Source organism: Halpernia frigidisoli (assembly GCF_900113805.1).
GTDB lineage: Bacteria > Bacteroidota > Bacteroidia > Flavobacteriales > Weeksellaceae > Halpernia > Halpernia frigidisoli.
Genome location: NZ_FOQT01000001.1, coordinates 340,398 through 361,854, shown reverse-complemented (window position 1 = coordinate 361,854; position 21,457 = coordinate 340,398). Strand labels below are relative to the sequence as shown.

The 21,457-nt window shown below is 32.4% G+C and carries 18 protein-coding genes; 6 read left to right on the top strand and 12 right to left on the bottom strand.

What is annotated here, in order from left to right; genetic code table 11:
• Nucleotides 1–310 precede the first annotated feature (310 nt).
• The 4 genes from BM238_RS01705 to BM238_RS01690 all read left to right on the top strand — a co-directional run bounded on the left by BM238_RS01705 (nucleotide 311) and on the right by BM238_RS01690 (nucleotide 5,824).
• Complete coding sequence (locus tag BM238_RS01705) at nucleotides 311–1,348, top strand: PLP-dependent cysteine synthase family protein (RefSeq protein WP_090078455.1); 1,038 nt, start codon at nucleotides 311–313, stop codon at nucleotides 1,346–1,348.
• 107 nt (nucleotides 1,349–1,455) lie between these two features.
• Complete coding sequence (locus BM238_RS01700) at nucleotides 1,456–2,730, top strand: aminotransferase class I/II-fold pyridoxal phosphate-dependent enzyme (RefSeq protein WP_090078454.1); 1,275 nt, start codon at nucleotides 1,456–1,458, stop codon at nucleotides 2,728–2,730.
• A 94-nt stretch (nucleotides 2,731–2,824) separates the two neighbouring features.
• Nucleotides 2,825–5,020, top strand: coding sequence for a B12-binding domain-containing radical SAM protein (locus BM238_RS01695; RefSeq protein WP_090078453.1), 2,196 nt, complete (start codon nucleotides 2,825–2,827; stop codon nucleotides 5,018–5,020).
• Nucleotides 5,021–5,056: 36 nt separating this feature from the next.
• Nucleotides 5,057–5,824, top strand: coding sequence for a COG4705 family protein (locus BM238_RS01690; protein WP_090078452.1), 768 nt, complete (start codon nucleotides 5,057–5,059; stop codon nucleotides 5,822–5,824).
• Nucleotides 5,825–5,887: 63 nt separating this feature from the next.
• Here BM238_RS01690 and BM238_RS01685 read toward each other — a convergent pair whose 3' ends face one another.
• Nucleotides 5,888–6,169 carry a FoF1 ATP synthase subunit delta/epsilon gene (locus tag BM238_RS01685; RefSeq protein WP_090078451.1) on the bottom strand — a complete coding sequence of 94 codons (282 nt, stop codon included), beginning with the start codon at nucleotides 6,167–6,169 and terminating at the stop codon, nucleotides 5,888–5,890.
• Nucleotides 6,170–6,260: 91 nt separating this feature from the next.
• Nucleotides 6,261–7,769, bottom strand: a complete 1,509-nt coding sequence (gene atpD / locus BM238_RS01680; protein WP_090078450.1) for a F0F1 ATP synthase subunit beta — start codon at nucleotides 7,767–7,769, stop codon at nucleotides 6,261–6,263.
• Nucleotides 7,770–7,870: 101 nt separating this feature from the next.
• On the opposite strand from atpD, the gene BM238_RS01675 reads away from it, so the two are divergent.
• Nucleotides 7,871–8,791: a bifunctional riboflavin kinase/FAD synthetase gene (locus tag BM238_RS01675; protein WP_090078449.1), complete on the top strand. Its 921-nt coding sequence runs from the start codon at nucleotides 7,871–7,873 to the stop codon at nucleotides 8,789–8,791.
• Here the strand turns inward: BM238_RS01675 and BM238_RS01670 are convergent.
• From BM238_RS01670 to BM238_RS01620, 10 genes are all read right to left on the bottom strand, one after another.
• The gene (locus BM238_RS01670) at nucleotides 8,788–11,439 is read right to left on the bottom strand and encodes a carboxypeptidase regulatory-like domain-containing protein (RefSeq protein WP_090078448.1); all 2,652 of its coding nucleotides are present in this window, start codon (nucleotides 11,437–11,439) and stop codon (nucleotides 8,788–8,790) included. The two genes, BM238_RS01675 and BM238_RS01670, sit on opposite strands and share 4 nt — an antisense overlap.
• An 82-nt stretch (nucleotides 11,440–11,521) precedes the next feature.
• Complete coding sequence (locus BM238_RS01665) at nucleotides 11,522–12,295, bottom strand: GLPGLI family protein (RefSeq protein ID WP_090078447.1); 774 nt, start codon at nucleotides 12,293–12,295, stop codon at nucleotides 11,522–11,524.
• A 4-nt stretch (nucleotides 12,296–12,299) separates the two neighbouring features.
• Nucleotides 12,300–12,614, bottom strand: coding sequence for a hypothetical protein (locus tag BM238_RS01660; RefSeq protein ID WP_090078446.1), 315 nt, complete (start codon nucleotides 12,612–12,614; stop codon nucleotides 12,300–12,302).
• 226 nt (nucleotides 12,615–12,840) lie between these two features.
• Nucleotides 12,841–13,617, bottom strand: coding sequence for a GLPGLI family protein (locus BM238_RS01650; protein WP_090078444.1), 777 nt, complete (start codon nucleotides 13,615–13,617; stop codon nucleotides 12,841–12,843).
• 49 nt (nucleotides 13,618–13,666) lie between these two features.
• Complete coding sequence (locus tag BM238_RS01645; protein WP_090078443.1) at nucleotides 13,667–13,906, bottom strand: hypothetical protein; 240 nt, start codon at nucleotides 13,904–13,906, stop codon at nucleotides 13,667–13,669.
• A 293-nt stretch (nucleotides 13,907–14,199) separates the two neighbouring features.
• The gene (locus tag BM238_RS01640; protein WP_090078442.1) at nucleotides 14,200–14,970 is read right to left on the bottom strand and encodes a GLPGLI family protein; all 771 of its coding nucleotides are present in this window, start codon (nucleotides 14,968–14,970) and stop codon (nucleotides 14,200–14,202) included.
• Nucleotides 14,971–14,974: 4 nt separating this feature from the next.
• Nucleotides 14,975–15,295, bottom strand: coding sequence for a hypothetical protein (locus BM238_RS01635; protein ID WP_090078441.1), 321 nt, complete (start codon nucleotides 15,293–15,295; stop codon nucleotides 14,975–14,977).
• Between the two features lie 193 nt (nucleotides 15,296–15,488).
• Nucleotides 15,489–15,842, bottom strand: a complete 354-nt coding sequence (locus tag BM238_RS01630) for an MmcQ/YjbR family DNA-binding protein (protein WP_090078440.1) — start codon at nucleotides 15,840–15,842, stop codon at nucleotides 15,489–15,491.
• 274 nt (nucleotides 15,843–16,116) lie between these two features.
• Nucleotides 16,117–18,201 (bottom strand): M13 family metallopeptidase, encoded by a 2,085-nt coding sequence (locus BM238_RS01625; protein WP_090078439.1) that lies wholly within the window; start codon nucleotides 18,199–18,201, stop codon nucleotides 16,117–16,119.
• A 138-nt stretch (nucleotides 18,202–18,339) separates the two neighbouring features.
• Nucleotides 18,340–19,167: a head GIN domain-containing protein gene (locus BM238_RS01620; protein ID WP_090078438.1), complete on the bottom strand. Its 828-nt coding sequence runs from the start codon at nucleotides 19,165–19,167 to the stop codon at nucleotides 18,340–18,342.
• 76 nt (nucleotides 19,168–19,243) lie between these two features.
• Here BM238_RS01620 and BM238_RS01615 point away from each other — a divergent pair, with 76 nt between their 5' ends.
• Nucleotides 19,244–21,397 carry a M3 family metallopeptidase gene (locus BM238_RS01615; RefSeq protein WP_090078437.1) on the top strand — a complete coding sequence of 718 codons (2,154 nt, stop codon included), beginning with the start codon at nucleotides 19,244–19,246 and terminating at the stop codon, nucleotides 21,395–21,397.
• Nucleotides 21,398–21,457: the final 60 nt, after the last annotated feature.

The window sequence follows — 21,457 nt, the reverse complement described above, 5'->3', positions numbered from 1 at the left end:
TATTTAAATTAAAACAGATTCGAACTCCCAATTTTTGCAAAATAATTCGCGTTTTATACAGGAAAGCTTCTGTTTTTTTATAATGCAGCGAAATTAATGATTTTAACTTACAGATTGTATTATTTAACAAATTTTAAAGATTTAAGTAAAAAAAATATCTTTAGAAAGACTTCCTTTAAAAAAATTCTTTTGCTAAACATTCTTTCTCTTTGCTTTAAAACCACATTTCAGATTTAGAAGTCGATTTTTTTTTGGTTGAATTTTTTTTGTTATTTTTGCATTCAGTTTTTTAGAGACAAAATGAATAAAAATGACTAATGTACACGATAATATTCTGGGATTAATTGGTAATACACCAATGGTTAGGCTCAACCAGGTTACGAAACATATCCCGGCGAAAGTTTATGCAAAACTGGAATCTTCTAACCCTGGACACTCAACTAAAGACAGAATTGCTCTTCATATCATAGAAGCCGCTGAAAAAAGAGGACTTTTGACACCAGGTTCCACTATCATAGAAACCACTTCGGGCAACACAGGATTTTCTATCGCGATGGTAAGCATTATAAAAGGTTATAAATGCATCTTATCTGTTAGCGATAAAACAAAACCGGAGAAAATAGCTTATTTAAAAGCACTTGGCGCAAAAGTTTATATTTGTCCGGCTTCAGTTCCAGCTGATGATCCAAGATCATATTACGAAGTGGCAAAAAGAATTGCCAAAGAAACTCCAAATTCAATTTACATCAATCAATATTTTAATGAACTGAATATTGATGCACACTACCAAAGTACGGGTCCGGAAATCTGGGAACAAACAGACGGAAAAATTACCCATATTTTTGGTTGTACAGGAACTGGCGGTACACTTTCAGGTTCTGCAAAATTTTTAAAGGAAAAAAATCCGGATATTAAAGTTATTGGCGTTGATGCAGATGGATCTATTTTAAAAACATACCACGAAACCGGAAAAGTTGACGAATCTGAAATCCATTCCTATCAAATCGAAGGTTTAGGTAAAAATTTAATTCCTGGCGCCCTATTATTTGACAAAATCGATGAGTTTGTTCGTGTGAATGATGAAGACAGCGCTTACAGAACAAGAGAAATTGCATTAAGAGAAGCAATTATGGGTGGTTATACGACAGGTGCAGTTGTTCAGGCTTTAATTCAGTATGCACAAAATAATACTTTAACAGAAAAAGATATTATTGTTTTGATCTTTCCAGATCACGGTTCCAGATATATTTCTAAAGTCTATAGCGATGATTGGATGGCTGAACAAGGCTTCTCAAAAAATGGATTTAGCAGTTATGATGCTGTTTTAAAAACCGAAATGGAAAAATAAAACATATTTATATAAGATAAATCAGCCTTTTGTGAAAACTTAAGGCTTTTTATTTATCGTATATTTCATTAACTTTGCAATTGCAAATTTATATAGAAAAAAATTAAATGGATATATTTGAACGTATTAGACAAAATCCAGGCCCTTTAGGTCAGTTCGCAGATTATGCAGAAGGTTATTTTGTGTTCCCAAAACTTGAAGGTCCGATCGGTCCAAGAATGATATTTCAGGGAAGAGAAGTTATTTATTGGAGTGCTAATGATTATTTAGGACTTTGCAATCATCCTGAGGTATTAGAAGCTGATGCAAAAGCTGCAGCAAAATATGGTTTATTTTATCCAATGGGCGCAAGAGCGATGTCCGGAGAAACAGATCAACACCAACAATTAGAAAGAGAATTAGCCTCATTCGTTAAAGAAGAAGCAGCTTATTTATTAAATTTCGGCTATCAGGGAATGGTTTCTACTATTGATTCCCTTCTTACAAGACATGATGTTGTGGTTTATGATTCTGACTCGCACGCTTGTATCGTAGATGGTATCCGTTTACACATGGGGAAAAGTTTTACTTTTAAACACAATGACCTTGAAAGCTTAGAAAAAAATCTTCAACGTGCGGAAAAAGTTGTTGCAGAAACAGGTGGCGGAATTCTAGTAATCACCGAAGGTGTATTCGGAATGCGCGGTATGCAGGGAAAAGTAAAAGAAATCACAGATTTAAAATCTAAATACAGTTTCAGACTTTTTGTTGATGACGCACATGGTTTCGGAACTTTAGGAGCAACTGGAGCAGGTGTTGGCGAAGAGCAAAATTGTCAGGATCAAATTGATATCTACTTCTCGACTTTTGCCAAATCAATGGCTGGATTCGGTGCATTTATCGCAGGTGATAAAGAAATTATTCGTTTTTTAAAATACAACATGCGTTCTCAGATTTTTGCTAAATCTTTAACAATGCCTATGGTAATTGGTGGTTTAAAAAGATTAGATCTTTTACGTTCTAATCCGGAATTGAAACAAAAATTGTGGGACAACGTTAACAAACTTCAAAACGGTTTAAGAGAAAGAGGTTTTGATATTGGCAATACAAATACTTGCGTAACGCCTGTAATGATGAAAGGTGAAACGATCGAAGCTACTATTCTAGTGCGCGATCTACGTGAAAATTATGGTATTTTTACCTCTGTGGTGATTTATCCGGTAATTCCAAAAGGCATGATTTTGCTTAGATTAATTCCAACCGCTTCTCATACTGATGCCGAAATTAATGAAACGTTGGATGCATTTGATGCGATCCATGAAAAATTGGTTTCAGGTCAATATAAAGCACAGGCAGAAGCGTTTTTAACGGAAAACAATTTGGCTTTTAAGGAGTCTAAATAAATTGTAAGATAATAAAACATAAACCGTTTGAATATTTTCAAGCGGTTTTTTATTTACTTAAAAATTTTAAAATAAATTTGTAAAAAAATTTCTCTTGAAAGATCTTTTAATAATCACACCACCTTTTACGCAACTCAATACGCCGTATCCTGCAAGTGCCTATATCAAAGGATTTCTGAATACAAAAGGTATTTCGAGTTATCAAATGGACCTGGGAATTGAGGTTATTTTACAGTTATTTTCGAAAGAAGGTTTACAAAAAATATTTTTAAAAATAATTGATCTTAAAACAGTTTCAGAAAATTCTCAACGTATTTTTGCTTTAAAAGAAGATTATATTTCAACAATTGGGCAAGTCATTTTATTTCTTCAAAATAAAAATTCAACTTTAGCACGACAGATTTGCAGCATGAATTTTTTGCCGGAAGCCTCGCGTTTTAACCAACTTGACGATCTTGAATATTCCTTCGGAAATATGGGTTTGCAAGATAAGGCGAAACATCTTGCTACACTTTATTTAGAGGATATTTCAGATTACATTGTTGAAAATATTGACGCTGATTTTGGCTTTAGTCGATATGCAGAAAGAATCGGACAAAGCGCCAATTCTTTTGATGAATTGTATTTAAAATTAATTGGTGAAAAGTCTTTCATTGATGATTTTACCTTAAAAATATTAGAAAAAAAACTAGATCAAATTCAGCCAAAACTGGTTTGTTTTTCTGTTCCATTTCCAGGAAATTTATATTCGGCTTTCAAATGCGCGCAGTTCATTAAATTAAATTTTCCAAACATAAAAGTCGCAATGGGTGGCGGTTTTCCAAACACAGAATTGCGCGAATTAAAAGACAAACGCGTTTTTGAGTTTTTTGATTTTATTACTTTAGATGATGGAGAATTACCTTTAGAACTGCTTTTCGAAAATGTTTTTCATTCTGAACAAATTAAAGAATCGCAATTTAAAAGAACTTTTTTACTTCAAAATGGTGAAGTTGTTTATAAAAATAATTCTACACGTTCAGATTATAAACAGGCTTTTGTCGGAACGCCAGATTATTCAGATTTAAAACTGGATAGTTATATTTCGGTGATAGAAATCGCAAACCCCATGCACAGTCTTTGGAGTGACGGACGCTGGAATAAACTCACAATGGCGCACGGTTGCTATTGGGGAAAATGTACTTTCTGCGATATTTCTTTAGACTACATAAAAATCTACGAACCAATTTCTGCTAAAATTTTAGTAGATAGAATGGAAGAATTAATTTCACAAACTGGAGAATCCGGTTTTCATTTTGTAGATGAAGCCGCGCCTCCAGCATTAATGCGTGAAGTTGCCTTAGAAATTTTACGCAGAAATTTGGTCGTAACCTGGTGGGCAAATATTAGATTTGAAAAAAGTTTTACCAGAGATCTTTGTTTTCTATTAAAAATTTCTGGGTGCATCGCCGTTTCCGGTGGTTTGGAAGTGGCAAGTGACCGACTTTTAAAACTAATTGATAAAGGTGTTTCTGTCGAACAGGTGGCGCAAGTCACAAGAAATTTCACTGAAGCCGGCGTGATGGTTCACGCCTATTTAATGTACGGTTATCCGACACAAACGATTCAGGAAACGGTAGATTCTTTAGAAATGGTGCGTCAACTTTTTGAAATGGGAATTTTGCAAAGTGGTTTTTGGCATCAGTTTGCAATGACAGCGCATTCACCGATTGGTAAAAATCCTGAGGAATTTGGTGTGACGCCAATTTTGAAAGAAATCAATTTCGCACACAATGATATTGATTTTACGGACGAAACCGGAATTGATCATAACCAATTTAGTTTTGGTTTAAAAAAATCTTTATTTAATTATATGCACGGAATCAATTTCGAATTGCCGCTAAAAGATTGGTTTGATTTTAGAATTCCAAAAACGTCGATCGATTCAAATTACATCCACGATTGTCTTTTGGAAGTTGACAATTTTGAATTTAAAGGAAATACTAAGTTATTATTTTTGGCTAAAAATCCACAAATCGAAAATTATACAAAAACCAAAAAAGGAAATTCTTTCGAATTCTCGCAACTTACTTTTCATTTAAAAACCAATATTTTAAAGATAGAATTGCAAAAGGAAAAATCAGATTGGTTTCAAAAAATTATTTCTGAAAATCCTTTAGAAAATCCGAAAAAAATAACACTTCAACAACTCAAAAATAACTTTGAAGAAAATTTTGAAGATTTTGAATTATTCTGGTTTTCAAAACCTATGCAAAAACTGAAAGAAAATGGCGTAATTTTAAGTGTTTAATTATTTCCTTTAAAAGAAAATTCAACCCACAAAAATATGGATTCATCTACAAAAACAACATTTAATAAAGTGGCCGAAATTACTTTACTATTTTGGTTAATGAAGATAGTCGCCACAACATTGGGCGAAACATTAGGTGATTTTTTTGCTCAAACTTTAAACTTAGGTTACGCCATTGGAATCGGAATAACATTGGTTTTTTTCTTAATTGTTTTAGGAATTCAACTCTCTGTAAAAAAATATACTCCGGCTTTTTACTGGCTTGTGATCATTGGAACGACCACTTTAGGGACAGAAATCTCAGATTTTATGGACAGAAGTTTGGGTTTAGGTTACGCTTTGGGAAGTTTAATTCTGATTGCCGCCTTACTTTTAACTTTGTTTTTATGGTACAAAAAATTTAAAGATCTCAAAGTCTATCCGATTTTTGTGAGAAATAAAGAAATTTATTTTTGGATCGCTGTGCTTTTTTCTAATAGTTTAGGAACTGCTTTTGGCGATTTTCTAAGTGACAATCTCGAATTAAGTTATCTTACTGGCGCTATCATTTCCGGTGGAATTATTTTAGTTGTCGTTTTACTGCACTATTTCACAAAACTTAATGAGATCCTTTTATTTTGGATCGCCTTCATTTTTACACGTCCATTTGGCGCCACATTCGGAGATTTTTTAACGAAGCCTTTAGCAAAAGGTGGTTTGGATCTGGGAACATTAAACGCTTCTGCAGTTTCTATCGGTTTAATTACCGTTATGATTATTATCGTACATCGAAATCATAAAAAGCGGGAAGCTTTAACGAGATAGTTATAAAAATAAAATCCCGCTAAGTTTAGAACTCAGCGGGATTTTTTTATTTAATTAAGATAATTATTCTGCTAAAATAATTCCTTTATTATGGTTAAATTCTATCACACCACTTTTAACCTGAAATGAATAAACGCTGTCATTTTCTTTCTCTTTCGTGAAAAATTTTGAATATTCATCAGCAATCGCAGAAGTGTAAAGTTTAACTTTTCCAGCAACCAATGAAGAAACAATGGCAACGTGATTATTCATGATTTGAAAATCACCATTTTTCCCGGGAATCAAAACCGAGTTGATCTCACCTTCAAAAATAACGTGTTCTGGTGTTAATATTTTTATATTCATTTTTTAAATAGATATAAGAGTCAAGAGACAAGAAACAAGATTTTAACCTAAAAAGTTAATCTTGATTCTTGATTCTAAAATCTTGTTTCTCCTAAGCGTTTTCCGCTAATAATTTTTCACCTGCTTCGATGGCTTCTTCAATAGTTCCTTTCAAGTTAAAGGCCGATTCTGGTAAGTGATCTAATTCACCATCCATAATCATGTTGAAACCTTTGATGGTATCTTTAATATCAACTAAAGATCCTTTCAAACCTGTAAATTGCTCAGCAACGTGGAAGGGTTGAGATAAAAATCTCTGAACTTTTCTCGCTCTGTAAACTACCAATTTATCTTCTTCGGACAGTTCTTCCATTCCAAGAATTGCGATAATATCCTGTAATGCTTTGTAACGCTGTAAAATTTCTTTTACATCTTGCGCACATTTATAATGTTCTTCACCGATAATTTCAGGTGCTAAAATTCTTGAAGTTGAAGCCAAAGGATCAACCGCTGGATAAATACCTAATGAAGCAATTTTACGATCTAAAACCGTTGTTGCATCTAAGTGGGCAAAAGTTGTTGCCGGTGCTGGATCCGTTAAATCATCCGCAGGAACGTAAACCGCTTGTACAGATGTAATTGAACCATTTTTAGTTGAAGTAATTCTTTCCTGCATCGCTCCCATTTCTGAGGCCAATGTTGGCTGATAACCTACTGCAGAAGGCATACGACCTAAAAGTGCAGAAACTTCTGAACCAGCTTGGGTAAATCTAAAAATATTATCTACAAAAAATAAAATATCTCTACCTTGACCAGATTCGCCACCGTCACGGTAATATTCCGCTAAAGTTAATCCAGAAAGTGCTACTCTTGCTCTTGCTCCAGGAGGCTCATTCATTTGTCCGAAAACGAAAGCCGCTTTGGATTCTTTCATTACTTCCATGTCAATTTTGGATAGATCCCATCCGCCATTTTCCATAGAATGCATGAATTCATCACCGTATTTTATAATGCCAGATTCTAACATCTCTCTTAAAAGGTCATTTCCTTCTCTCGTTCTTTCACCAACTCCAGCGAAAACTGAAAGCCCACCGTGTCCTTTCGCGATATTATTAATTAATTCCTGGATCAAAACTGTTTTACCAACTCCTGCTCCACCGAATAAACCAATTTTTCCCCCTTTTGAATAAGGTTCAACAAGGTCAATTACTTTAATTCCTGTGTAAAGAATTTCTGCTGAAGTTGAAAGTTGATCAAATTTAGGAGCGTCTCTGTGAATTGGCAATCCGCCTTCTTTAGAAACCTGTGGCAATCCGTCAATAGCATCTCCAACAACGTTAAACAATCTTCCGTTGATACCTTCACCAACCGGCATTGTAATTTGCTGTCCCTGGCTTACAACATCGTAACCTCTTTGAAGACCGTCAGTTGCATCCATTGAGATACATCTTACGGTATCTTCACCGATATGCTGCTCTACTTCAAGAATTACTTTTTCACCATTTTTCTTGGTGATTTCTAAAGCGTCGTAAATCTTTGGAAGTTCCTGTGCGTCTGCGAAAACAACATCTAGAACCGGACCGATAATTTGGGAAATTTTACCTACTATTTGGTTTGCCATTGCTAATTTTTTTCTTGGTGCAAATATAGGAAAACCTACGAAATCTGCAATTGGTTCTAAAGAAGATTTTTATCATATTTGCATACCGAAAAAAACCGTCTTTGGAAACCTTTAAAAATCTGGATTTATACTCTTCAAAAAAACCACTTGCATTGTCGATCGGAATGTTTGATGGTGTTCATAAAGGTCATCAGTTTATCATTTCACATTTAAATAAAGTCGCAGAAAGTTTAAATTTAGAATCTGCAATTTTTACTTTTTGGCCACATCCAAGAACTTTTTTTGATCCGGATTGTGATCTGAAATTATTAAACACAATTGAAGAAAAGGGAAATTTACTTCAGGAAAATAGGATTCAAAATTTATTTTTGCAAAAATTTGATGAAGATTTTCGCAATCTTTCGGGAGAAGAATTTGTACGAAAAATTTTGGTTGAAAAATTAAATGTAAAATATTTAATTATCGGTTATGACCATACTTTTGGAAAAGACAAATCCGGAGATTTTAAATTATTGCAAAAATTAGCACCCGAATTAGGTTTCGAATTTTCTCAACTACCTGCCGTAGATTTTCACCACAAACACATCAGTTCTACGCAAATTAGAAATGCGCTTTCAACCGGAAATATTTTAGAGGCCAATGAAATGTTGGGTTACAAATATTCACTTTCAGGAAAAGTTGTAGATGGTAAAAAATTAGGACGAACAATTGGTTATCCGACGGCAAATTTAGAAGTTGATGACATTAAATTGTTACCGAAAAATGGCGCTTATATTGTTGAGGTTTTTCATGAAAATAAATTCTACAAAGGCATGTTGAGTATTGGTACAAACCCAACTGTCAATGGTGAAACCAAAACTGTTGAAGTTTATATTTTGGATTTCAATTTAACTATTTACGGTGAAACTTTAACTCTAAAATTTCGGGATTTCTTACATGAGGAAATAAAATTTGAAAGCCTTGAAAAATTAATCGAAAGACTGGATGAAGATAAAATTTTAATGGAAAAGTTTGAGTTTTAAAAATTCTTATTTATTCCGAAAAGAATATTTCTTGAAATTAACCTTTGTGTATAAAGACTTTCGCTGATATTATCAATAGAATATCTTTGTATAGATCTGACATTTAATAAATTATTGCCTTTAATGAATAAATTCATTTTATACTTTGTCCATTTATAATCTAAATTTAGATCTAAAAACTGAATGGATCTCTGCGCCGTACTTCCATATCTGTAAATCTCGTAGTTTGATAGTAAATTAAACACTTGCGAAATTCTAAAATACAGATTTACAAATCCTTTCTGATCCGTGTATTTGTTTGAATTAATATCGGACCGTATATTATTAAATGTGAAATTATAGCCAAGTTCGTAATTTAAAAATTTTGTCCAGCCTGATTTCATTTCGAAACCTGCTTTTGCATTTGAGAATTTAGTGGTAATTAACGGTTGTTTATTAACGCTGTTTTGATAGTCAGAATTAAAATAAGAACCAATTAAACTAAACCTCGAACTTATAAATTTTATATAACGCTTTGCCTGTAAATTGCCAGAGATATTGTGATTATTTTTTACTAGTATTTTTTGGAACAAACTGTAATCTGGATTAACGATCACATTATTAGACAGATAATCTTCGTTTCTAAAATAGGAAGCATTAAAAATTAACTGGTCTGAAAGTTCACTCCCTATGCTGTAACCAATATTAAAATTGTAAGAAGGCAATAACCTAAAACCAACATCGCTCTTTTGAAAACTCCTGTTTCCGCTGTAAATATAGTTGATATTTAGATCATTAATATTTGTTTGGGAAAAACTTCTGCCGCCCGACAGGGAGAGACTTCCAAAATTTTTGCTTTCAAAACTTATATTTAAAATTGGTGAAACAATAAATTGATTGTCTTTATTTTCATTAAAATTAGTGGAAATTATCTGGGTTAAAAGATTTCCACCAAATGATAACTTTTTAATTTTCCGGTTATATTTTCCCTGTGCGAACAATTTGTTTTGCCTAAAATGAATATTGTTTTTAAAGGCGCTTTTTTCAAAATTAATTTCTGACCCCGAATCGCTGAAAACAGAAATATCAGATGTTAGATTATTATTACGGAACTCATCGCCTATCTGGATTTCAAGATTATGATCTTCTGCATATTTCTTTAAGTAAGATAATTTTCCACCACCAAAATACATATCAGAATTGATGTTTTCTAAAATATTTTGCGCATTTTCATTTTTTAACAAAGACTGAAAAACATTGCTTTTTTCTCTAAAATGGTAAGGTCGGTTCTGCGAAATAAATTTTACCACAGCGACAAATGCCTGTGAAGAATCTATCTTTTTGGTATAAACCGCTTTATTTTCGCTCGAAAAAAGACGGTTATCCCCAAGTTGGTTATTTGGCGTACCGTTGAAGATAAAGCTGTTATCATTATCTTCCTGCAACCAGGAAAATTTATTGTAAAACTTAAGGCTTGCCTCTTGCTTGAAATCCTTTACGAGTTCTATTTTTGCGACAATGTTCTGTTTCTGCTGCTGCCAGGTTTTACTTTGCGTGTTTGTAAAATTTAAACCCTGGTAATTATACCTGTAGAGACTTTCGGTAAAATTTCTATTTTCCGTCTGATTAAAAATGGTGACAAATTTTAATTTCCAGTTGTTTTTAAAATTGTTGATGTAGTTTAGCGACGCCAGTTTATCATTATTAAAATTGGTTCTTTTATCCTCAAACTGGTAATTTTTTTGATGAAGATTTAAAATCGAAAGTGTATTTATATTTCCACCCACATTTTCTACGTCTTTGTCTGAAGAAGGATTTATGAGATACTCTACGCCATTCATTTCATCCAGACCCAGATTATTGCCATTGAATAACAAGTAGAATTTTTTCTTTTTAGAAAAATTCATCAGGTTGAATTTTGCCTGCCTCATATCTTCCTTATAACTCGTGGAAGCCAGCAAAACGCTGCCAAACCACTGGTCTTTCGCATCTTCTTTTAGGGTAAGATTTAGCGCGATACTTTCCGAGTTTTCTACGCCTTTTAGTAATTTATTTTTAGAATAATGTTTTAAAACCTGCACAGATTTTAATGGTTGGGACGGCATATTTTGCGTTAAAGTTTGGTAACCTCTCTCAAAAAGATCGTCGTTTTCTACCAAGACGTGATCTACTTCTTTGTCCCCATATTTTATTTTTCCGTCTTTATCTATTTTAATTCCCGGTAGTTTTTTTAGCAGATCTTCTACATTTTGCTCGGTACCGTTTGAGAAACTTTTTACCGAATATTCTATGGTGTCTTTTTTAACACGAATTGGTATTTTCCGTGAGATTACTACTTCTTTTATTTCGGTTTCTTTTAATTGAACCAAGGTAATTTTACCTAAATCAATAGGTTTATTTTTATTGATAATTGAAATATCTAAAATGTTTGGGTGAAAATTAAGTGCTGTTATTTTTAATTTAAAATCGCCGGTTTTTTGACTGTTTATAACAAAACTTCCGTCTTTACTGCTAAAGACGAAAGTGATAATATTATCCTTTGAGTTGAGCAAAATAATATTTACACTTGCTAACGGTCTTTTATGATCATCAATTACCGATCCTCTAATTTCTGTTTGTGCAGAAATTTTAAGTGAAAAAATAATAAATAATATTGTAAAAAACTTCATTCAGAAATTTGAGAAAAAAATTTGAGAAAATAAAAATGGCAGATTTTATTTGCCATAAATTTAATAATTATAGATTTTAAAATTAAGGTTTTTCAGGTTCATTTTCCCACTCAAATTCCGTTTCTTTAGAGCTATTTCTAATTGGGGGATTTTGAAAAACAGTTCCAGAAGGATAAGATGCCATTATTTCACTTCTTCTACCATTTAAATACTTATTCTCAAGCAAAATAACTTCTTTGAGATTTTTCGAATTAGGAATTTCTTTATCAAAATATTCTTTTTCGATTATTGGTTCTTCTAAATCAGAACTGATAATAATAGATTTCGCAAGATAATTATATTGCCCTTCAACATCACGGGCTTCCAAAACCAATCCTGGAAGACCTTTTAATTTCCATGGTCCTTCACTCACAGGAATATCTTGGGCAAACCAAACTATATAAGTTCTTCCTCTAAAAATGCAACTTGCTTTTTGACAATCATAACCTAAAATCTCTTTATGGTCTGCGTCTATTTTCCACGGAATTTTAGGTAATAATTCCCAAGCTAAAAGTGGTTTTGGTTTAACTGCCACTTTATATTCAAAAAGTTTACCAGTATTTGCAGAATAAAATAACCTAACAGTTCCTAGATCTTTATTTTCGTTTAATTCTGTTAGAGCACTTTTATAATCTGTTTTATCAAAATGATCATAAATACCTCCAACACCAAAATAATACGAAAAACCATCTTCAATAAAAAGATATTCACTAAACTTATCATCATTATTAAAAACAAATTGATATTCAACTCCAACTCTATTTTGTGAATAAATAAAATTTGAAAAAAATAATAAGAGAAAGAAAAGACATTTCATCTAACTAATTAATAGCAGCAATTGCTGGTTTGTTATTATGAATTGTCATATGTACCGTGCCATCTGCATCTCCAGGTAAGCATGCTCCTGCATAAGCAACAGTGATACTAGAAGTAAGATGACCTGAAGAATCATAGTCATTCCAGGTTGTACTATTCCAACAGTCCATAGTATATTTTAATTTTAAATATTTACCGATACTTAATTGTTTTTCAGATGTTGACAAATCCAAAGAACTTTTTTTTGCAACAGAAGAATTTGCCATTGCAAAACTAGAAATTCCAACTGTCAAAAACAGTCCTAAAATTAATTTTTTCATTTTAATAAATTTTTTAAGGTTAAATTAAGTTTTTGTTGCCAATAATTGTACACTTACTTTCAACCTTGTAAAGAAAAAAAAAAAAAAAAAAAAAAAAAAAAAAAAAAAAAAAAAAAAACAGATTTGCAAGATAAATTCTTAATAATTTTAAAAGCAGACCTTTTATTTCAGTTTGTGCAGAGATTTTAATGCAAAAAAGTAAAAAAAATAAAAATATTTTATTCACTTACAGTTTTTCTGGAAAAATTTCCCATTCAAAAGTTATTTCTTTCAGAGCTTCGCGAAGGTTTTGGTTAGGTGCCATAATACTTCCAGCAGGCATATTGGCTAAATTTCTTCTATTAAGATCCTTTAAAAAATCATTTTGTATTTTGATATAGGATTTTAAAGGGATTGGATTTTTTTCCATTTTTTTCGTAAATTCATTAAACTTATCCGGGGTTTTTAACGTATAATTTTGCATCACCTTTCTTGCATAATAATTATACAGATTTTTACTATCAATCGCTTCCAAAATTAAACCTGGTAAGCCAGAAAGTTTCCAGGGACCGATTTTGGATGGGATTTCCATAGTATACCAAACCGTATATGTTCTACCTCTAAAAATACATTGCGCTTTATTACAATTATAATTTAAGATTTTCTTTGCATCAACTAATAATTTCCAATTTATTACAGTTTGTTCATCCTTTATAAATTCTACTTTTGGTAAAACACGCCATCCAGATTCAATAATATCACCAGAATTTTCGCGCTTAATTACATAGTTTAACTTTTGTAAATCAAAATTGGCAAAAACTTGATCAATACTTAGTACAGCGTTACTTTTACCGTAATTAAAATACAAATTCTCATTATCTGACGAAATTAAAAACTCATTAAAACTATCATTAGCTCCGTTTTCGTCCTGAACCATAGAATACTCTACTACCAAATTTTTTACTCCTTGGGAAAACATTACAAGAGAAAGGAAAAGAAAGAAAGTAATAAATCTTATTTTCATTTTTTTTATTTATAAAATCTGAGGCTCACTGAAAGCCTCAATTTAAAATTTAAGGAGCGGTAATTCCTTCTACAACTCTTTTAGTATTAATTAGTACTAGACCATCAGTAGCGCCATCACATTCTGAACCTGACCCAGTGGTTTTATATGTTATATTAGATAATAGTGTCCCACCCTGATCATAAGTTTTAACATTTGCGCTAATGTTACAATCTGCAACTTTTAAAAAATCTTTCTTCAAAAGACGCTCTGCATTACCATCATTTTTTGCAAAAGCAAAAGTTGTCATACCAACTGTGATAAAAAGTCCGAAGGTAATTTTTTTTAAAATTAATAAATTTTTAAAGGTTAAAATTTAATTTTTTGTTGCCAATTATTGTACACTTATTTTCAACCTTGTAAAGAAAAAAAAAAAAACAGATTTGCAAGATAAATTCTTAATAATTTTAAAAGCAGACCTTTTAATTCAGTTTGTGCTAAAATCTTAAACCAAAAAATAAAGAAAAATTTCACAAATGATTTTTAAAAATAAAAGAAGGCAGAACTTTTCTACCTTCTTTTTGTTGATAATGAAATCTAACATTACTGCTTTTCATTTTCCCATTCAAAATTAGCTTCAATTTCTAATTTTCTAATAGGTGGAATATTTGTCAATTGTACACCTTTCGGCAAATTAGCCATCATCTTTTGTCTAAATACAGACAGTGCATTGTTTTCTTCGAAGATAAATTCTGAATATTTAATTATTTTTTTATCATTCTCACTATAAAAATTAATTAATTTCCGGGGAATAACATAACTAGAATTTGAACTAATTCCAGATGCAGTAAAACTAAAATAGCCATTTGAGTCAGTTGCTTCAAGTATCAGACCTGGCAGACCGCTAAGTTTCCAAGGACCATCTGAAATAGGAATTTCAGTTGTAAACCACACTTTATAATCTCTACCCCTAAAATTTCCAACTGCTGATTGGCAATTAAAATTAAAAATTAATTTAGTTTCGCTAAGTATTTTCCATTTGATTTCAGGTGTAAAATCTTTATAAATCTTTATTATTGGATTATTTGGTATATAAGCAACTCCTAAAATGTAATTATCTGTTTTTTTTAAAGAATTCATATATCTTCCAGAATCTGCATAATCCTGATCATTTAATAATTCATCATAATTTTTAAATACTTTATGAAAAGGCATTATGTAATAACTTTCCGTTTTATTTGAAACTAAAAACTGACCGTATATTTTAGAAGTGTTATCTGTATTTTGTACAAAATCGTATTTAATAACTATTGAATTTTGCGAGAAAGAAAATATTGCGCTTAATACATATAAAAATAACAAAAATCGTTTCATACAATTAATTTGTTTGTCCTATGCAATCTTCCGATAAAAAGGTTCCCATATAATGCAGGACAACCGACCCATCTTCACTATTTCCGCATTCGCCCGGAAAACCACCCATATCTACGCTGTGCGAGTTTCCTGCACAGTCAATCAACGTGGCTTTGAAACCGTGGTAACAGTCTACTAAATTAGTAGTTTCTAAAACATTTTTAATATTAATTTTTTTTTCAATTTTTGAAAATTCTTTATAATTTTTAACAAAAACGGATGTATTTGCCATTGCAAATGCTGAGACACCAACTGTCATAAACAGTCCTAAAATAATTTTTTTCATTTTAATAAATTTTTAAGGTTTAAACTAAATTTTTGTTACCAATAATTGTACACTTATTTTCAACCTTGTAAAAAAAAAAAAAAAAACAGATATGCAAGAGAAATTTTAATTTATTTTATTTATTCTTCAAATAAAAATACTAAAAAATAGTTTTTAAATACTAAAGATTAACTATAGTTAAATTATATCTAAATTACGGGTTTACAACCTCATCTTTTATTTTCTTAGTTAAAGACTGAAATATGATATCATAAGATCTATCAATTAATTCTTTTATTAAATCTGGTTTAATTCCTTCACAAATGACGGTGTTCCAGTGGGTTTTATTCATGTGATAAGCGCCTTCGATCTGGTAATACTTTGTGCGCAGTTCGATATTTTTTTCAGTTGTATTCTTTAAAGAAATTTTTAAAGGTTGAGATTCTAGTGACATCAACAAAAAAATTTTTCCACCCACTTTAAAAACCAAAGTTTCATTTTCAAAAGGAAAAGATTCCGTCACGCCTTTTTTTTGTAAGCAGCAATTTTGGATTTCTTCGGCTTGCATATTTTTGGTTTTCGGTTGTCGGTTGTTAGTTGTTAGTTGTCAGTAAATAAATATCAAATTTAAAAAATAAAACTTGATTTTTGCGATAAATTGCAGCCCGACTTGAGTGAAGCTCTTTTTACACGAAGCAAAGCGAAGTGGAAAAAAGCGGGAACGGAAGGCGGATAAAGCTGCCCAGAAAAAATATATATTAAGCATTCGATGAAATCAATTGTCTGCCCAAAAAAACCACTTTCAATTAAATGAAAGTGGTTTGAAATATATAATTTAATTTTTACCAGATCTTAATTCTATTCTCCGGTGTTTTGTAAAGTTTGTCGCCGGCTTTTACATCAAAAGCCTTATAGAAAGCATCCGTATTTACCAACGGACCGAAAGATCTGTAGTAACCAGGCGAGTGTGGATCTGTTTTCGCTGCATTCATTTTGCTTTGATCTGTCGCTAATGTTCTCCAAACGGTTGCCCAGGAAAGGAAAAATCTTTGGTTTTGCGTATAACCGCTGATTTTTGGTTGAGCGCCGTGGTCTTTTAGATACATTTGAAGCGCATCAAAAGCGATATTTACACCACCAAGATCGGCTATATTTTCACCATTCGTAAAAGTTCCGTTCACGAAAGTTCCTTTTACAGGTTCGTAAGTGTTGTATTGAGATGCCAATGCTTTTGTTACTTTATCAAAATTTGCTTTGTCAGCCGGCGTCCACCAGTCTTTTAAATTTCCGTCACCATCAAACTGGGCGCCGGAATCATCAAAACCATGAGTCATCTCGTGACCAATAACGGCACCAATTCCACCAAAATTAACGGCAGGATCTGCTTTTGGATTAAAGAATGGCGTCTGTAAAATAGCGGCCGGGAAAACGATCTCGTTATTTACCGGATTATAATACGCATTAACCGTTTGTGGCGTCATTCCCCACTCTGATTTGTCAACTGGTTTACCGATTTTAGCAAGATTTTTGGTGTTTTGCCAAGCTGCAACATTTGCTAAATTACTGTAAAGTGAACCGCCATTTGCCTCAGATTTTATATCTAATTTAGAATAATCTTTCCACGTATCCGGATAAGCTACTTTTACGGTGAATTTATTTAATTTATCTAATGCTTTTTCTTTTGTCGTAGAAGACATCCATTGCAAATTATTAATATGCATGGTAAAACTTTTCTTCAAATAACCGATCAATTCTACCATCTGAGTTTTCGCTTCTGATGGAAAATATTTATCAACATATAATTTTCCAAAAGCTTCCCCTAAAACACCGTTAATCAATTGATAACCTCTTTTGTTTAAAGCGCGTTGTTCTTTTTGGCCATTCAAATATTTGCTGTAAAAATCAAATTTAGCATCACCAAGATCTGTACTTAAAAATTGTGCATTGCCGGAAAGCAAATGAAATTTCATGTAATCTTTGATTAAAGGCAGATTTGCAGTATTGATAAATTTATCTAAATTTTGGTAATAATTGATCTCACCAACGATCACGCGGTTTGTATCTACGCCGATACTTTTTAAATAATCAGGAAGATTTACATTATTAACCAACCCGGAAAGTTCAGGTAAAGTTTTTGGGTTATATTGTAAATTAGAATCACGAAGTTTTTCGTTCGTAAGTAAAGTTTGCGCCATGCTGTTTTCAAAAGCAACAATTTTTGCAGCTGTTTCTGAAGAATTTGTATAGCCTAATTTACCCAACATTGTTGAAACATATTTGGTATATTCCGCTAAAACTTCCGTATTTCTCGGACTTGTTTTTTGGTAATAATCTCTACCAAGACCAAGACTTGCATCGCCTAAATAAACAGCGTTCATTTTTGAGTCTTTCAAATCTGCATCAATTCCCCAACCGTAGAAAGGATTATCGCCTTTTGCTGTAGCAGCATCAATATATTTTTGAAAATCTGCAAGATTCTGAATGGCATCAATTTGCGCTAAATCAGATTTTATTGGATTAATTCCGTCGGCATCTCTTTTTGAAGTATCCATATAAGAGGCATAAAGATCCTGAATTTTCTGACCTTCACTGTTTGCAGCAAATTTTTCAGAAAGAAGAGAATTTAAGATAGACATAGAATGATCATCTGTGTCTTCGGCTAATTTGTTGAAACTTCCCCAACTGGTTTTATCGGAAGGAATTTTTGCAGTTTTCATCCAGGAACCGTTTACATAATCGTAAAAATTGTCCTGCGGACGCACAGATTTGTCCATTTCAGCAAGATTAAGACCTGCTTCTGAAACTTGTGGCATTGCTTTAAATTGTTTTTGAGAAGTATTTTTCGTCATTTTAGTTTTTTGCGCTGTGACATTACTAAATGAAATAATTCCTAAAAAAGCTAAAACACCAATATTAAAATTTTTCATATTGAAAGGGTTTATTTTACTATAATAGTCGGAGGTAGTTTTAATATGTTACGTATTAAATAAAAAAAATTCAGGTAATATTTAAATTTGATAAAAAAAATTTAAATAGTACCTGAATGCCAAATTATCATTTATAAGTTATCTCACATTTACAGAGCCGCCACTACTCTCTTTTCTGTTTTGAATATTTAAATTTCCTGTTTTTTGAATATCAATACCTCCGCTGGAACTTGCTGAAGCATTTAATGTATTGGAAACTTTCATCGCAATATCACCAGAACTTGAAGCTTGTAAATCAGCATTTTTTGTAGTAAAATTTCTCGCATCTAACTTTCCTGAAGAAGAAACTCTAAATTTAGAATTTGTAGAAGACCCGGAAATTGTAGCATCTCCCGAAGATGAAATCTCTCCGCTAAAATCCACCGCCCATAATTTTCCTTTAAAATCTCCGCTGCTGGAGATTTGAAGATTTAAATTATTAGCTTCCAGATCGCCTTCGATACTTCCGGAACTTGAAACATCAATATCCATATTATCTTGTGTAAATTTATCTTTTACCACAATTATCCCGCTGGAACTTGCTGATAATTTACTAAAATCTTTCGCGTAAATGGTTGCTTTTACCCTGTCAGAATTTCTGATATTTAAATTTGGTTTAAAATGAATGTGAACCTTATTGCCGCTTTGCTCGACCCAAACTTCATTTAATAAATCCGATGGCGCCGAAATAACAATTTTTTCAACATCTGATTTTATAACTTCCGCATTAATACTGCTGGAAACTTTTAATTCATCAAAACTTAAATTGTAAGTTTTTTCCTGAACATCACCTGTTCCATTAATTGATTTTGAATTTGAGAAGAGATTCCCCATGCTGTCAGAATCCTGTCCTTTGTCATTTATTTTAATGCTGCACGATGTGAGCAAAGCAAAAGGAATTAAAAAAAGAATTTTGTTGGTTTTCATAGCTGTTGTTTTATTGGTTAATTAATTTTAGATAAAAATAGTATATTTAGACCTCTAAAAATATAACAACTTAACAATGAAAAATATTACATCTGTAGTTTTGATTTCTTCTTTGGGACTTGGCATTTCCTGTTCCAGCGTTAAACCAATTCCACCGAAACCAGTTATGAAAAATTCTACCACAATGCAAAGTGATTCAGTTTTTGTAAATCCTTTTGCTAAAAAAAGTCAGCTTCAATATGAAGCACCGGAATTTGATAAGATAAAAGATTCTGATTTTAAACCTGCTTTTGACTACGGTTTAAAAATTAATGAGCAGGAAATTGATGCAATTGCAAATAACAAAGCAACTCCAACTTTCCAAAATACAGTTCTGGCTTTAGAAAACAGCGGACAGGTTTTGAAGCGGGCAATGATCGTTTTCTACAATTTATCAGGTTCAAATACCAACCCGACTTTGCAAAAAATAGAAGCTGATTATGCACCGGTTTTTGCAGCACACAATGATAAAATTTATTTAAATTCTTCTATTTTAAACAGAATGAAAGCACTTGACACAAAAGGTCTTGATGCTGAAGATCTGCGTTTGATAGAGGTTTACAAAGAACGATTCGAACTGGCTGGCGCAAATCTTACCGATGCGCAAAAAGTGGAGATGAAAAAGATCAATGCAGAATTAGCAACACTTTCTACCACTTTTACAACAAAATTACTTGAAGCTAGAAAAAACGGTGCGGTTTTAATTTCTAACGTTAAAGAATTAGACGGTTTATCCGCTGATGAATTGGCTGCGGCAAAAAAAGATGCAACAGATGCTGGACACGACGGAATGTACCAACTAACTTTATTAAATACAACTCAGCAACCGTTACTTCAAAATTTAAAAGTAAGAGCAACGCGTGAGAAGTTATTTAAAGCTTCCGTTGTAAGAGCTCAAAAAGGTGATGCAAATGACACACGTTCGACTTTAGAAAAAATTGCTTTGCTCAGAATGGAAAAAGCACATCTGATGGGTAAAAAATCTTACGCAGAATTGAACCTTTTAGATCAAATGGCAAAAAAACCAGAAAATGCTTTAAACCTTTTATCACAATTGGGAACTCCTGCTGTGGCTCAGGCAAAAGTAGAAGCAGCAGATATTCAGGCAATAATTGACAAACAAAAAGGTGGTTTTAAAGTAGAACCGTGGGACTGGAATTTTTATTCTGAGCAGGTTCGAAAAGCAAAATATGACCTTGATGAAAGCGAGATAAAACCATATTTTGAAGTCAATACGGTTTTAGAAAAAGGTGTTTTTTATGCTGCAAAAGAATTTTACGGCATTACTTTTAAAGAAAGAAAAGATCTTCCAGTTTATCAGTCAGACGTTAAAGCCTATGAAGTTTTTGACAGAGACGGAAAATCACTCGCTATTTACTACCTTGATTTCTTTACAAGAAGCAATAAAGGCGGCGGCGCGTGGATGAATAATTTTGTAAATCAATCTTACGTGAACGGCACAAAACCAGTAATTGTAAATGTTTTTAATTTCCAAAAACCTGCCCCGGGAAAACCTTCATTAATTTCTTTTGATGATGTGACAACGATGTTCCACGAATTTGGACATAGTTTGCACGGTATGTTTGCAAGTCAGAAATATGAAACTATTTCCGGAACTTCAGTTCCAAGAGATTTCGTAGAATTCCCTTCTCAAATAAATGAGTTTTTTGCTTTGGAACCTTCAATTCTAAAAAATTACGCTTTACAGTATCAAACAAAACAGCCAATTCCGCAGGTTTTAATTGATAAAATTAAAAAAGCAGCTACTTTTAATGAAGGTTATGCAAGTACGGAATTAGTTTCTGCTGCAACTTTAGATATGGCCTGGCATTCTGTGACCGACAAATCTCAGTTTAAACCGGCTTTAGAGATGGAAAAAACTATATTAGATCAATATGGTTTTACTTTAGAGGCAGTTCCGCCGAGATATCATACGCCTTATTTTGCTCATATTTGGGGCGGCGGTTACGCAGCTGGCTATTATGCTTATATGTGGAGCGATCTTCTGAAATCTGACGCCTGGGATTATATCACCAAACATGGCGGAATGACGCGTGAAAATGGTGATAGATTTAGAAAATATATTTTATCTGTCGGGAATTCAAAAGACCTGAATGAAGCTTACAAAGATTTTGCAGAAAGAAATCCAACCATAACGCCTTTGCTGAAAGACAAAGGTTTTATAAAATAATTTTACAAATATCTTAAACCGTTCTACATTCTGTAGAGCGGTTTTTTTTAAAAAATACCT

Coding starts and splice junctions, on each gene's coding strand:
- BM238_RS01705 (WP_090078455.1), top strand. CDS start 311: ATGACTAATGTACACGATAATATTCTGGGATTAATTGGTAATACACCA.
- BM238_RS01700 (WP_090078454.1), top strand. CDS start 1,456: ATGGATATATTTGAACGTATTAGACAAAATCCAGGCCCTTTAGGTCAG.
- BM238_RS01690 (WP_090078452.1), top strand. CDS start 5,057: ATGGATTCATCTACAAAAACAACATTTAATAAAGTGGCCGAAATTACT.
- BM238_RS01685 (WP_090078451.1), bottom strand. CDS start 6,169: ATGAATATAAAAATATTAACACCAGAACACGTTATTTTTGAAGGTGAG.
- atpD (WP_090078450.1), bottom strand. CDS start 7,769: ATGGCAAACCAAATAGTAGGTAAAATTTCCCAAATTATCGGTCCGGTT.
- BM238_RS01670 (WP_090078448.1), bottom strand. CDS start 11,439: ATGAAGTTTTTTACAATATTATTTATTATTTTTTCACTTAAAATTTCT.
- BM238_RS01665 (WP_090078447.1), bottom strand. CDS start 12,295: ATGAAATGTCTTTTCTTTCTCTTATTATTTTTTTCAAATTTTATTTAT.
- BM238_RS01660 (WP_090078446.1), bottom strand. CDS start 12,614: ATGAAAAAATTAATTTTAGGACTGTTTTTGACAGTTGGAATTTCTAGT.
- BM238_RS01650 (WP_090078444.1), bottom strand. CDS start 13,617: ATGAAAATAAGATTTATTACTTTCTTTCTTTTCCTTTCTCTTGTAATG.
- BM238_RS01645 (WP_090078443.1), bottom strand. CDS start 13,906: ATGACAACTTTTGCTTTTGCAAAAAATGATGGTAATGCAGAGCGTCTT.
- BM238_RS01640 (WP_090078442.1), bottom strand. CDS start 14,970: ATGAAACGATTTTTGTTATTTTTATATGTATTAAGCGCAATATTTTCT.
- BM238_RS01635 (WP_090078441.1), bottom strand. CDS start 15,295: ATGAAAAAAATTATTTTAGGACTGTTTATGACAGTTGGTGTCTCAGCA.
- BM238_RS01630 (WP_090078440.1), bottom strand. CDS start 15,842: ATGCAAGCCGAAGAAATCCAAAATTGCTGCTTACAAAAAAAAGGCGTG.
- BM238_RS01625 (WP_090078439.1), bottom strand. CDS start 18,201: ATGAAAAATTTTAATATTGGTGTTTTAGCTTTTTTAGGAATTATTTCA.
- BM238_RS01620 (WP_090078438.1), bottom strand. CDS start 19,167: ATGAAAACCAACAAAATTCTTTTTTTAATTCCTTTTGCTTTGCTCACA.
- BM238_RS01615 (WP_090078437.1), top strand. CDS start 19,244: ATGAAAAATATTACATCTGTAGTTTTGATTTCTTCTTTGGGACTTGGC.